Annotated in this window: 10 protein-coding genes; 8 read left to right on the top strand and 2 right to left on the bottom strand. The window is 36.2% G+C overall.

Annotation, left to right across the window (positions count from 1 at the left end):
- Positions 1-51: 51 nt before the first annotated feature.
- Positions 52-3,411 (bottom strand): transcription-repair coupling factor, encoded by a 3,360-nt coding sequence (mfd, locus tag RA0C_RS09365; RefSeq protein ID WP_013447161.1) that lies wholly within the window; start codon positions 3,409-3,411, stop codon positions 52-54.
- 198 nt (positions 3,412-3,609) lie between these two features.
- Between mfd and ruvX the strand changes: the two genes are divergently transcribed.
- The 8 genes from ruvX to RA0C_RS09405 all read left to right on the top strand — a co-directional run bounded on the left by ruvX (position 3,610) and on the right by RA0C_RS09405 (position 11,783).
- Positions 3,610-4,023: a Holliday junction resolvase RuvX gene (gene ruvX / locus RA0C_RS09370; RefSeq protein WP_004919550.1), complete on the top strand. Its 414-nt coding sequence runs from the start codon at positions 3,610-3,612 to the stop codon at positions 4,021-4,023.
- On the top strand, positions 4,020-4,592 hold the full coding sequence (gene def, locus RA0C_RS09375) for a peptide deformylase (RefSeq protein ID WP_004919548.1): 573 nt from the start codon (positions 4,020-4,022) through the stop codon (positions 4,590-4,592). Before ruvX ends, def begins: the two co-directional genes overlap by 4 nt.
- A gap of 27 nt (positions 4,593-4,619) precedes the next feature.
- Positions 4,620-5,042, top strand: a complete 423-nt coding sequence (locus tag RA0C_RS09380) for a DUF5606 family protein (protein ID WP_004919546.1) — start codon at positions 4,620-4,622, stop codon at positions 5,040-5,042.
- 539 nt (positions 5,043-5,581) lie between these two features.
- The gene (mazG, locus tag RA0C_RS09385) at positions 5,582-6,355 is read left to right on the top strand and encodes a nucleoside triphosphate pyrophosphohydrolase (RefSeq protein ID WP_004919543.1); all 774 of its coding nucleotides are present in this window, start codon (positions 5,582-5,584) and stop codon (positions 6,353-6,355) included.
- Between the two features lie 30 nt (positions 6,356-6,385).
- Positions 6,386-7,132 carry a shikimate dehydrogenase family protein gene (locus RA0C_RS09390; RefSeq protein ID WP_004919542.1) on the top strand — a complete coding sequence of 249 codons (747 nt, stop codon included), beginning with the start codon at positions 6,386-6,388 and terminating at the stop codon, positions 7,130-7,132.
- A gap of 79 nt (positions 7,133-7,211) precedes the next feature.
- Positions 7,212-9,026: a DUF349 domain-containing protein gene (locus RA0C_RS09395; RefSeq protein WP_004919540.1), complete on the top strand. Its 1,815-nt coding sequence runs from the start codon at positions 7,212-7,214 to the stop codon at positions 9,024-9,026.
- Between the two features lie 94 nt (positions 9,027-9,120).
- On the top strand, positions 9,121-10,140 hold the full coding sequence (gene ribD / locus RA0C_RS09400; protein WP_004919537.1) for a bifunctional diaminohydroxyphosphoribosylaminopyrimidine deaminase/5-amino-6-(5-phosphoribosylamino)uracil reductase RibD: 1,020 nt from the start codon (positions 9,121-9,123) through the stop codon (positions 10,138-10,140).
- A 5-nt stretch (positions 10,141-10,145) separates the two neighbouring features.
- The gene (locus tag RA0C_RS09405) at positions 10,146-11,783 is read left to right on the top strand and encodes an LIC_10190 family membrane protein (protein WP_013447162.1); all 1,638 of its coding nucleotides are present in this window, start codon (positions 10,146-10,148) and stop codon (positions 11,781-11,783) included.
- A 25-nt stretch (positions 11,784-11,808) separates the two neighbouring features.
- On the opposite strand, the gene porX is transcribed toward RA0C_RS09405, so the two are convergent.
- A complete protein-coding gene (gene porX / locus RA0C_RS09410; protein ID WP_013447163.1) occupies positions 11,809-13,353 on the bottom strand; it encodes a T9SS response regulator signal transducer PorX in 1,545 nt (514 codons plus the stop codon).
- Positions 13,354-13,412 lie beyond the last annotated feature (59 nt).

Here is a 13,412-nt window from a genome sequence, read left to right on the forward strand (position 1 = left end):
TTTACCTTTAGGGATTAAAAAAAGCCTCAGAATATTCTGAGGCTTTTTTATTTAGTTGAGTATAGCTTGCAGAAGTTCATTCACTTCATCTACATCGTTAATATGGTCTTTTCTCATCATAAGCTGGTTGCCCTCTGCCGAATGTTTTTCTTTAAGACTTGCCTTTTGAGGATTTTGGCTTAGATACTGGATAATCTTTTTAAACTTTTCGGTTTGGTAAAATTTGTCTTGCGGATTGCTAGGGAAATAACCCAATAAAATACCATTTTTCATTACAATTTTTTCAAAACCAATAGCTGCGGCTAACCATTTTAACTCTACTGATTTTAGTAGGTTGATGGCTTCTTCTGGCAATGACCCAAAACGGTCTTCTAGTTCTGCCTCAAAGCGCTTTAGTTCCTCTTTGTTATTTATTTCTGCAAGTTTTTGGTAGAGGCTTAGTCGTTCCTCGGTACTACTTACATAAGAGTCAGGAAGCATCAGCTCCAAATCGGTATCAATATTAACATCTTTAGAGGATTTGAATAGTTTTTTGCGGTCTGCTTCGTTTTCAAAAAGGCTTTCAAACTCGGCATCGTTTTGTAGTTCTTCTAAGGCTTCTTGCATTATCTTTTGATAAGTTTCAAAGCCCATTTCGTTGATAAATCCACTTTGCTCCGCACCGAGCAAATCACCAGCACCACGAATTTCAAGGTCTTTCATTGCGATTTGGAAACCACTGCCTAAATCGGAAAATTGTTCTATAGCTTCAAGTCGTTTTCTAGCATCAGAAGTTACCATATCAAAAGGTGGTGTAATAAGGTAACAAAAGGCTTTTCGGTTGCTTCTTCCTACTCGCCCACGCATCTGGTGGACATCTGCCATACCAAACCTTTGGGCATCGTTAATAAAGATAGTATTAGCATTGGGTACATCTACACCACTTTCTACAATCGTTGTAGAAACCAGTACATCATACCTTCCTTCCATAAAGTCTAATATGTTTTCTTCTAGCTGCTTACCGTCCATTTGTCCGTGTCCTGTAATCACTCTAGCATCGGGGACGAGGCGTTGTATCATTCCCGCAATGTCTTTTAAGTTATCAATTCTGTTATTGATGAAATAGACCTGCCCATCTCTTTGTAATTCGTAGGAAATGGCATCTCTTATAATTTCTTCATCAAAACCTATGAGTTGAGTTTCCACAGGTTGCCTGTTGGGTGGAGGTGTTTTAATTACGGATAAATCTCTCGCTGCCATTAGCGAAAATTGTAGCGTTCTAGGGATAGGCGTAGCGGTAAGCGTGAGAGTATCTATATTGGCTTTTAAAGTTTTAAGTTTGTCTTTTACAGAAACTCCAAACTTATGTTCTTCGTCTATAATGAGAAGCCCTAAATCTTTAAACTTGACTTTGTCGGAGGCAAGTTGATGGGTACCGATGATGATGTCAATTTTACCTTCGGCGAGTTTCTCTAGGGTTTCTCGTTTTTGTTTTGCTGTACGAAAACGATTGAGGTATGAAATATTAACAGGGAAATCTTTAAGCCTTTCTGCAAAACTTCGGTAATGCTGAAACGCTAAAATGGTAGTAGGTACAAGAACAGCAACTTGTTTACCATCTGTAGCGGCTTTAAAGGCGGCTCTTATAGCCACTTCGGTTTTACCAAATCCCACATCACCACAGACGAGTCTATCCATAATGGTATCGGCTTCCATATCTCGTTTAACATCTAGCGTTGCCTTTTCTTGGTCTGGAGTATCTTCGTAGAGAAAGCTAGCCTCTAATTCATTTTGGAGGTAAGTGTCTGGTGTATAGGCGAAGCCTTTGGCGGTTTTCCTTTTAGCGTAAAGTTTTATAAGGTCAAATGCAATTTGTTTAACCTTGGCTTTAGTTTTATTTTTGAGGTTCTTCCACGAAGGAGAGCCTATTTTGGAAAGTGTAATTTCTTTACCTTCGGCACCATTATATTTAGAAATTTTATGCAGGGCGTGTATGCTTACATAGAGCAAATCTCCGTTCTTGTAAGTCAATTTAAAACATTCTTGAGTTTTACCACCATTATTTACCTTTACCAGCCCCATAAACTTCCCGATGCCGTGGTCAATATGGGCAATGTAGTCGCCTACTTTTAAAGACATTAAATCTTTAAGTGTGAGTTGTTCAGACTTGGCAAAAGTGTTTTTAGCTCGGTAGCGTTGGTATCTATCAAAAATTTGATGGTCAGTATAGACAAGGATTTTGTGCTGGTGGTCTATAAACCCTTGATGCAGCTCCGATTTGAAAAACTGAAAAGAAATGGCGCTTCCCAAATCTTCAAAAATACTTTTCAGTCGTTCTTTCTGTTTTTCGGAGGAAAACGAAATCCATAAATTAAAGCCTTGCTTTTGTTTTTCTTCTAGGTCTTCTATGAGGAGTTCAAAATTCTTGTTAAAACTCGGTTGTGGGTTTTGTTTGAGTTCAATAAAAGGAGCTTGAGGAAGTTGTAACGATTGCGAGGTAAAATCTACCGTTCTAAACTTTTGATAGGTTTTAAAAAATACCTCGTCTGATATAAATAGTTCGTTGGGTTTTTGATGTTTGATGTCGGGGTTGAGTTGGGTATATTTTTCCTCTGCTTTTGTGTAAAAATCTCTGATGTAGTTAAGTCCTAGATAGGCATTTTTAGTAACAATAAAGCTATCTTTTGGCAGTAAGTCTAGGAACGGAACTTTGGTGCCTTGCACTGCAAAATTCATATTAGAAACCAATTGCAGACTTTCTACCTTACTTATGGATAGTTGAGTTTCAATATCAAAAGTTTTGATGCTTTCTACCTCGTTGCCAAAAAAAGTGATACGATAAGGCTTATCATTGGCATAGGAGAATACATCTACAATACCGCCTCTTACGGCAAACTCTCCTGGTTCGGAAACAAAATCGGTTAAGTGAAAATTAAACTGCTCCAATAGTTCGCCTGTAAAATCAAAATCTAGCTGGTAGCCCACCTTAATATGGTGAGAAATGGCTTTAAAATCTTCCTTTTTAAGCACCTTTTCACAAAGGGCAGCGTAGTGGGCTACAATAACTTTTGGCTCTGGATTGGCGTTGAGCTGATTAAGCACTTCGGTTCTTAATACCAAATTGGCATTTTGTGTTTTTTCGGTTTGGTAAGGCTCTAGGTGGGTGGCAGGGAAATAGAGTACCTTATCTTCGCCGAGTAGTTCTTCCAGTTCTGTAGTGGTGTAGTGGGCATCTTCCTTATCATCTACTATAAGGAGGATAGGTTGGTTTTGGGTGAGGAATAGCTCGGCACAGATTAAACTTGGGCTAGAACCCGCCATTCCCTTTACAGAAATATGCTGATGATGAGGTAAAGCTTCCAAAACGGAGTTTCCGAATTGATGTTTTAGGAGGAAAGGTAAAAGGCTTTCGTGGATTGGGGATAAAATCATATTACTCAATCTATAATAATAAAGATGTGCTAAAAATAAAGATAACGCTCTAGAGTTTTTCTAAAGCGTTGCCGAACGCAAAGTTAGTAAATTTTGTCTTACTTTACCGAGAATAGGCAGGTGGGTTTTGATTTATATGCTTAAAAATACCGTCGATGTTTAAATATGTTTAAAAAATCATTAAATTTGCACCTCTTTATGGGACAGATATTAGCCATAGATTACGGTAAAGCACGCACGGGTATAGCGGCAACAGATGATATGAAGCTCATCGCTAGTGGGCTTGCCTCAGTGCCAACGGGAGAACTTTTGTCATTCTTATCCGAATATATCCACAATAATGCTGTAGAAGCTGTGGTTGTAGGTTATCCTGTGGATTTAAAGGGTAATGTCTCTGAAGTAGAAACTTCTATCTTAGAGTTTATAGAAAAGTTTAAAGTTCAATTTCCAGAGATAGAGGTTCACCGTTTAGATGAAAGATTTACCTCTAAGATGGCTTCTTTTTTTATCAGTCAGAGCGGGAAAAATAAAAAACAAAGACAAGAAAAAGGGCTTATAGATAAAATAAGTGCCACCATAATTTTACAAAACTTTTTAGAACAGAAAAGATGATACTACCAATAAGAGCCTACGGCGACCCTGTACTTAGGAAGAAAGGACAAGATATTACACCAGATTATCCTAATCTAAAGGAGCTTATCCAAAATATGTTTGAAACTATGGAAGGAGCTCATGGCATAGGGCTTGCAGCACCGCAAATAGGGTTAGATATTAGACTTTTTATTGTAGATGTAAGACCTTTGGCAGAAGACGAAGATTACTTAGATATAGCTGATGAGCTTAAAGATTTCAGAAAAGTATTCATCAATGCCAAAATATTAGAGGAGACAGGGGAAGAGTGGAAGTTTAACGAAGGCTGCCTCTCTATACCAGAAGTAAGAGAAGATGTTAAAAGGAAAGACACCATCACGATAGAGTATTACGATGAAGATTTCAAAAAACACACAGAAACTTACTCCGATATTAGAGCCAGAGTCATACAACACGAGTACGACCACATAGAGGGCATTCTGTTCACCGATAAACTAAGTGCACTCAAGAAGAAATTAGTGAAAGGAAAACTCAACAAAATATCGGCAGGAGAGGTAAGCGTAAGCTACAAAATGAGATTCCCTAAATAGATTAAAATAAAGATAAAAAACGAAGATATGCTTTTAGAAAAAATTATTTCAATTTCAGGAAAACCAGGGCTTTATAAATTAGTTTCTCAACTTAGAAATGGTTTTATTGTAGAAGATATTACTACTAAGAAGAAGCTAAGTATTTCTAACTCAAGCCAGGTAAGTCTTTTGGATAACATCGCAATGTTCAGTTTTGATAGAGAAGTGCCATTGTTTGAAGTGTTTGAAAACATCGCTAAAAACGAAAATTACGAGCAAACTATCAACCACAAATCTTCGGACGAAGAGCTCAGAGCATTTATGCTAAAATCTTTGCCTACTTATGATACAGAGCGAGTGTATGTGTCCGACATTAGAAAACTTGCCCAGTGGTACAACCTTTTGCAGAAAGCAGGTTACATTACACCTGATAGCTTTGTGAAAGAAGAAATAAACGAAGAAGAAAAATAAAACAATCACAAAAACTTTGCTGAATCTCTTAGCAAAGTTTTTTGTTTAATAGAGCGAGGAGGGAATTTAGGGTTCTAGGCTAAGTCGCCTAGGTTCGTTGGGAAGAGGTTGGGGCTAAATGTAAAGTCGTCTAGGTTAAGTTGGAAGTGTTTTAGGTTCTAGGCTAAGTCGTCTAGGTTCGTTTCTAAGTCGTCTAGGTTAAATAGGAAGTGCTTTAAGCTAAAGACCAAGTCGTCTATATTCTAAACCAAGTTGTCTAGGTTCGTTAGGAAGTAAATGACGTTCTGAACCAAGAGTTCTAGGTTCTAGACCAAGTCCACTAGGTTAAATTGGGAGTATTTGGGGTTGATTTAATAAAAAACATAATTTATAAGCAAATTACCCTTTACAGACGCAAAATTAGCTTCTAAAAGTATAACTTTGCGATGCTAAAGTGCTAATGTGGGGCTTTACACTTTATATAGTGCTAATGATATGGCACCAAAATGTCTTTAGAAACTAATAAAATATTTGCAAAACCGCTTTAATAGATTTAATATATGACCACGAGAGAGCAACAACTAAACGCCTTTGGAGAATTACTGGAGATTATGGATACCCTAAGAGCGCAATGCCCTTGGGACAGAAAACAAACCTTGCAAAGTCTAAGACACCTCACCCTAGAGGAAGTCTATGAGCTATCCGATGCCCTTCTGAACGAAGACCTAGACGAGATTAAGAAAGAACTGGGAGATGTCCTTTTACATTTGGTATTTTATGCCAAAATAGGCTCGGAGCAGCAGCACTTTGATATAGGAGATGCCCTAAAATCACTCAACAAAAAACTCATTTTCAGGCATCCTCATATCTACGGCAATACAGAGGTAAAAGATGAGGAAGAGGTGAAACAAAATTGGGAAAAACTCAAACTCAAAGAAGGTAATCGTTCCATTTTGTCGGGCGTACCTAAAGGTTTGCCGTCTTTGGTAAAAGCATATCGTATTCAAGACAAGGTGCGGGGCATCGGTTTTGAGTTTCCAAATGCCGAAGCGGCGTGGAGCAAGGTAGAAGAAGAGCTACAAGAGTTTCACAATACCCAAAACCCACAGCAGAAAGAGCAAGAATTTGGCGATGTGTTGTTTTCTTTGGTTAATTATGCTCGGCTTTCGGGCATCAATCCTGATACTGCCTTAGAGCGTACCAATCACAAATTCATCAGTCGCTTTCAAACGATGGAGGCTTTAGCTTCGCAGAAAAATCTCAACCTAGACAGCCTCTCTCTAGAAGAGATGGACTGCCTTTGGGAAGAAGCTAAAAAACAAGAGCAGTTATAAGTGGAAATTATTTAATAATCTTTACCTTTGATGGTTATTAGGAACGAGTTTATGGGAAAACAGTTGGGGCTTATAGGGAGAAACATTTCATATTCATTCTCTCAAAAATATTTTGAGGCTAAGTTTAAGAAATTATTTATTAAAGATATTTCCTACTATATTTTAGATTTGCCTAGTATAGAGGGCGTTGCAGAATTATGGTCTAATCCTAGATTGGTGGGCTTTAATGTTACCATTCCATACAAAGTAGAAATTATAAATTACCTAGATGAGCTTAGCGAAGAAGCCCAAGCCATAGGGGCGGTAAATACAGTAAGCATTAAAGACGGAAAGAAGATAGGCTACAATACAGATGCTTATGGTTTTGAACGAACCTTAGACCTCCATCTTAAAACCATTCATCAGAAAGCACTTGTACTAGGCGATGGTGGAGCGGCTAAAGCCGTTAAATTTGTGTTAGAGCGTAAGGGTATTCCGTATCTTGTGGTCTCTAGGCGAGGGACAATTAAGTTTGAACAGCTTACCAGAGAGCATTTGTCTGAATATCAAATCATCATACAATGTACTCCCGTAGGTACTTATCCTAATGTGGAAGACTGTGTCCCATTTCCGTTTGATGGGCTTTCGGGCGAACACTTGGTATTAGACCTTATCTATAATCCCGAACGAACTAAACTCATTAAAGAAGCTCAAAAAAGAGGAGCTAAGACAGCTAATGGACTATTTATGCTGGAACAACAGGCAGAAAAAGCCTGGGAAATTTGGAATTTAGTATAAAAAACCTTTAATTTAGTGCCGATGGAAAAATTAGGGCATTGTACCTAATTAGAATTTAATACGCTAAAAATATATTGCTATGAACAAAGAAACTCTGAACTCTGGACAAGAAGAATTGAACACACCTCAACCCAACCAAGAAGTAAAGGCAAATACTGTTTTAGAAACTTCATCTTATCAGGAGTTGGAAGTTGAGGAGGAAGACCACGATGACGACGACCACGAAGAGAACGAAAAGTTATCTTTGAAAGAGTTGGTAGATAAGTTAGAGAAGCTCATCAATCTAGAGAATGCAGGAGAGGAGATTCAGAAGTTCAATGCCCTTAGAAAATCTATTTCCGAACAAATAGACGAAATAACAGAAAACAAAAAACAGGAGTTTGAAGCAGCAGATAATGACCCTTCGGAGGTTTTCAGTTACGAACACCCTTTACAAGCAAAGTTTTCTGCACTCATCAATATTTTTAAAGAGAAGAGAGACCTCTTTACTCAAAAGCAAGAGGAAGAACATCAAAAAAATCTAGAGGTAAGGCTAGGGATTGTGGAGAAACTTAAAAATCTTTACACCAATACAGAGCCAGGAACAGACCTCTTCAAAGCTATAAGAGAAATAAAAGAGGCTTGGGCTAATGCAGGTAAAGTAGCAAAGTCGGAGTTTAAAAATCTGAATAATAACTACTATCATCATCTCAATGGGTTTTACCAAATGCTAGACCTCAACAAAGAATACCGTGAGCAAGAGTATGCCCATAACTTGGAAAAGAGACAGCACATCATCGCTCGTGCTAAAGAGCTATTGGTAGAGCCACTGATACAAAAAGCACTTAACGAATTGCAGTATCTCCATAAACTTTGGAGAGAGGAGGCAGAACCTGTGGCAGAAGAGTTTAGGGATAGCACTTGGGAGGAGTTTAAGGAAATTTCTAACCAAATACACGATAGAAAAACTGAACTCTTCGCAGCGAGAGAAGCGGAACAAAAAGAAAATCTAGAGAAGAAAAATACCATTATTGCTCAAATCAAAGCCTTAGGAGCACCAGAAAAACCTAACCATAATTATTGGCAGAAATCCATTAATAAAATGGAAGAGCTAAGAGAAGAGTTTATAAAGTTAGGTAGCGTTCCTAGAAAACTTTCCACCCAGAATTGGACTGATTTTAAACAAAGCGTAAGAGCCTTTAATTCGGCTAAAAACGAGTTTTATAAAGGTCTTAAACAAACTCAAATCAACAACTTAGAAGAAAAGTATAAGTTGATAAAAGTGGCTCAAGACAACAAAAACTCCGAAGATTGGGAGACTATGGTGCCGCTATTCAAGAAACTTCAGAAAGATTGGCAGGCGATAGGACACGTGCCTAGAAGTCAAGCAAATAAGGTATGGGACGCTTTCCGTGAGGCTTGTAACTACTTCTTTGACCAATATAGAACCAAAAGCGAAGCGGCTGGAGACGATTGGAATGAAAACTTTAAGCAGAAGAAAGCTCTCCTAGAAGAACTTAAAAAAATAGAGAAAGGAGAAAACTCTCTAGAAATAATAGAGGATATTAAAAATAAATGGAATGCCATAGGCAAGGTGCCTAAGGATAAGTTGGGCATCAATTCAGAGTTTAATAAAACTCTAAAACAAAAGCTAAAACTTAATAACCTCAACGAGTTTGATATTAAGGAAGAGGGCTTATCTGAGTCTCAAATTACCGATAGAGCTCGTAAACTTAAAAACCAAATTACAGACCTTGAGGCTGAAGTGGTTAAGTTAGAAAATAACCTTTCTTTCTTTAACAATCCAACGAGAGAGAATCCGTTGTTAAAAGATACTTTTGAAAAAATTGATGATAAGAGAGCTCAATTAGAGAGCCTTAGAATTACATTACATCAAATGATTTCTGGAGAATAATAAAAGGTTAAACGAAAATAGAAACAAAAACTTTGTTGGGATTAGATTGATTTCAACAAAGTTTTTTAGTTAATGTCAAAAATAAACGCTCCGTATGTCTCACGAAAAATATATAAGTCGGTGTATTGCTTTGGCAGAGAAGGCTAGAGGTAACACTTACCCTAATCCTTTGGTGGGAGCGGTAATTGTACACAATGGCATCATCATAGGGGAAGGCTATCATCACAAGGCAGGAGAACCTCATGCAGAAATTAACGCCATCAATTCGGTTGAGAACAAAGGGCTTTTAAAAGAATCTACGATTTATGTTTCATTAGAGCCTTGTTCCCATTTTGGGAGAACGCCACCTTGTGCTACTAAAATTACAGAAATTGGATTCAAAAAAGTGGTTATAGGCTCGGCTGACTCTAATGAAAAAGTGAGTGGCAAAGGTAAAGCAATGATAGAAGAGGCAGGTATAGAAGTGGTTGATAAAGTGTTAGAGGAACGATGCCGATGGCTTAACAGAAGGTTTTTTACTTTCCACGAGAAAAAAAGACCATACATTATCCTGAAATGGGCAGAGTCTAACGATGGTTTTATAGACCGAAATTTTGTTCCAACGCCTATATCCAATACTTTGGCATCTCAATATGTACATAAGATGAGAGCCGAAGAACACGCTATTTTGGTTGGGACACAAACGGCACTTAATGATAACCCAACTTTAGATGTAAGGCATCTTGACGGTAGAAATCCTACCAGAGTTTTAATAGATTTAGAGCTTAAAGTTCCTCAAAGTTTTAATATTTTCAATACTAATGCTCCTACGATTATTTTTAACCTTCATAAAAATGACAATCAAGACCATTTGAAGTGGATAAAAATTGATAAAGAAAATTTTTTAGAAGAACTGATGTATCATTTGTATGAACAGCAGATACAATCTATCATTATAGAGGGAGGAAGCAAGATGTTAAATACCTTTATTGAAGCTCAACTTTGGGATGAGGCAGTGGTAATTAAAGCTCCTAATTTAACTTTGAACAATGGGACTAAAGCTCCTATATTCAATGAAAAACCTTACCGACAAAAACAGATGAGAGATAATGTTTTAAATTTTTATAAAAAATAGTTTTTATGCTTTATCTGTTACTTTCCGTAGGCGTTATTTTCTCTAGTTTGCTAGGGGTAGGAATGCTATTTGAAAAACTATTAGGAAAGTTGTGGGAAGAAAAACTATCCTCTGCTTTTTTTGCAGGGTGTATGGGATTGAGTTTGGTATGGGCGGTTTTAGCATTTGCAGTGCCTATCAATAGAGTAGTAGAAGTTTCTAGCTTGGGTTTAGGACTAAGTGCTTTCATTTACTTTAAAATGTATCGCTTTTTAGGTGCTTTTATTACGAAAAATTATTCTGTTTTTATTCTGTTGCTTTTTGTCGTATTGCTTTTTGGGAGTGGGTATCCGTTTATTTTAGACCATTTTGGTTATTATGTACCTAGTATTAAATGGATTGCAGAGATAGGTCTAGTAAAGGGAATTGGAAACTTAGATTTAATATTAGGGCAAATGTCCCTTTGGCATATTTTACAGGCTGGATTTTCTAATACTTCCGATGTTTTTCTGAGGTTGAATGTAGTATTGCTTTTAGGATATATCATTTATATTATAGAAAAAAAGGCGTGGGTTCATTTTATATTTTTGCCTATTTTGTTATTGTTTTTACAATCGCCAAGTACAGATTTGCCTGTTATTGTAGGCTCTTTAATAATCTTGAATGAAGTTTTGAATAAAAACTATAATGTGTCAGCATTGTTTGGGTTTTCGGTTTGGATTTTCAGCATAAAACCTACCATAATATGGCTCCCGTTGATGGTCTTTTTATATGCTTTTTTGATAAGGAAATTCACTTATAAGTTGATAATAGTAGGCGTAGGCGTGGTGTCTGTTTTTGTGATTAAAAATTGGTACTGCTTTGGGTTTCCTATTTTTCCCGTACAAGTTTTGGATTTAGGCTTGAGTTGGAAACCTAACGAATTTTTACTTAAAAATTCAGCCGAAACAGCTATTCTTAAAACTTACGATTTTCAATATTCTTATGAGGAAATAAAGCAATTTTCGGTTTGGGAAAGTATTAAAAATTGGATATTCCTGAAAGGCATAAAAGGAGTTATCAATGTAGCTTTTGTTTTGAGTTTATTGGCATTACTGATATTTGCTATTAAAAGTAAAAGCCGTTTGATTTGGCTTATTGTAATATCAATTTTTATTAAAAGCGTTTTGGTGTTGCTATTTTCAGCACAATACCGATTTTTCTTAGAAGTATTTTTTGTAGTTGCTCTTTTGGTTTTTAGGAATTGGTTTTCCGCTAAGAAAGTGGCTTTTGTGAGTATTATAGGTACTTTGGGTATGTCTGTATTTTTATTTGCTCCATCTTTAATTGTGAAATATATTCCTAGCTTTAGGCTGGGTGGATTTATTAAAAATATAGAACTTTCTCAAGTTGTAAAACCAGCGACTTACAAATATCAACGGTATAAAACCTTTACAATAGGTAATTTGACCTTTAATGTAGTGGAAAATTATCCTTTTAGTTTTGATACGCCACTTCCAGCTATTTCTCCTAGTTTCTTAGAGCTTTATTTAGAAGCAGGGATTTTTCCTCAAAAAATGGGTTCGAACTTAAAAGAAGGTTTTGTTTGGAAAAAATTATCTAATGAAGATAAAGAGCAATTACAACAGATTGTTAATGGATTTTATATAAATGAAAAAAGATAGAGAAATTATCTCTATCTTTTTATTTTTATTTGGGTTCTAGAACGCAAAATGGAATAATGCATTCCTCCAAAGAAATGCCACCGTGCTGGTAGGTTTCTTTATAATAATTAACAAAGTGATTGTAGTTTTTTGGATATGCTAAAAAGGTATTATTCTTAGCAAATACATACTTGCTGCTTAGGTTACCTTTGGGGAGAAATAGCTTCTCTGGTTGGTTAATAGCCCACACATCAGAATCTTCATAAGAAAGGCTTTTCCCTGTTTTGTAGCGTATATTGGTGGAAGTTTCTCTGTCGCCTACAACTTTACTTGGCTTTTTAACATAGATGGTGCCGTGGTCTGTAGTGATGATGAGTTTAAAACCAGACTCTGCGGCTTGTTTAATCAGTCTCATAATAGGAGCATTTTCAAACCAATTTAAGGTAAGAGAACGGAACGTTTTATCATCTCTAATCAACTGATTAACGATAGAGTTATCCGTTTTGGCGTGAGATAAAATATCTATAAAATTATAGACGACTACCACTAAATCTTTGTTTTGATGCTGATGAAAATCTTTTAAAACCTTTTGTTCAAAATCAGAGTTTAAGACTTTAATGTACTTCATTGTTTTAGAAGATAGTCCTAAACGCTTCATTTGGTCTTTTAAGAAATCTTGTTCGACTTCGTTTTTATTACCTTCTTCATTGTCGTTCAGCCATTGGTCAGGAAATCTTTTTTCTATTTCGGAAGGCATCAATCCAGCAAAAAAAGCATTTCTCGCATATTGAGTAGCCGTAGGTAAGATGCTGTAATATGAAGTTTCTAAAGTTTTATTATAGAATTTAAGAAACAATGGTTCAATGACTTTCCATTGGTCATACCTTAGGTTATCTATCATAAGTAGCAAAACTTTATCATTCTGCATTTCTGGTTTTACCTTTTCTTTAAAAAGCGTATGGCTCATAAGAGGCTTTTCGTTTGAATTAAGCCAATTTTCGTAGTTTCTTTCTATAAACTTGGCAAACTGTATATTGGCTTCCTCCTTTTGAGATTGTAGCAAGTCGGCAAATTCGTTATCAAATACTTTATCAAACTTAATTTCCCAACCTAATATTTTTTTATAATAATTACTCCAGTCTTCATAAGTGTTAAGATAACTTAACTCCATACTTATGTTTCTGAACTCTTGCTGATATTCTTGTTTGGTTTGTTGTTCTACAAGGTCGTCGCTTTGTAGATTTTTTTTCAAAGAGAGCAGAACTTGGTTAGGATTTACAGGTTTTAAGATATAATCGGCAATTTGCGAACCTATGGCTTGTTCCATAATGTGTTCTTCTTCGCTTTTAGTTACCATTACAATTTTCATTGCTGAATTTTTTTCCTTTAGTAACGGTATGGCATCTAGCCCAGAAATACCAGGCATATTTTCGTCCAAAAGAACTAATGAAAAACTTTCTTCGTCTAATATTTCTAAGGCTTCATTAACATTATTGATGGGCGTTACCTGATAACCTTTGTTTTCTAAGAATACGATATGAGGTTTTAATAAATCTACCTCGTCATCTATCCATAATATTTTTTTAGCCATAACTATTCTTTATTTAATTAAGTGTGCTTGTAACACTCTTCTTTAGTTTTCCAAAGATA

It is taken from the genome of Riemerella anatipestifer ATCC 11845 = DSM 15868 (assembly GCF_000252855.1).
Classification (GTDB): Bacteria; Bacteroidota; Bacteroidia; order Flavobacteriales; family Weeksellaceae; genus Riemerella; species Riemerella anatipestifera.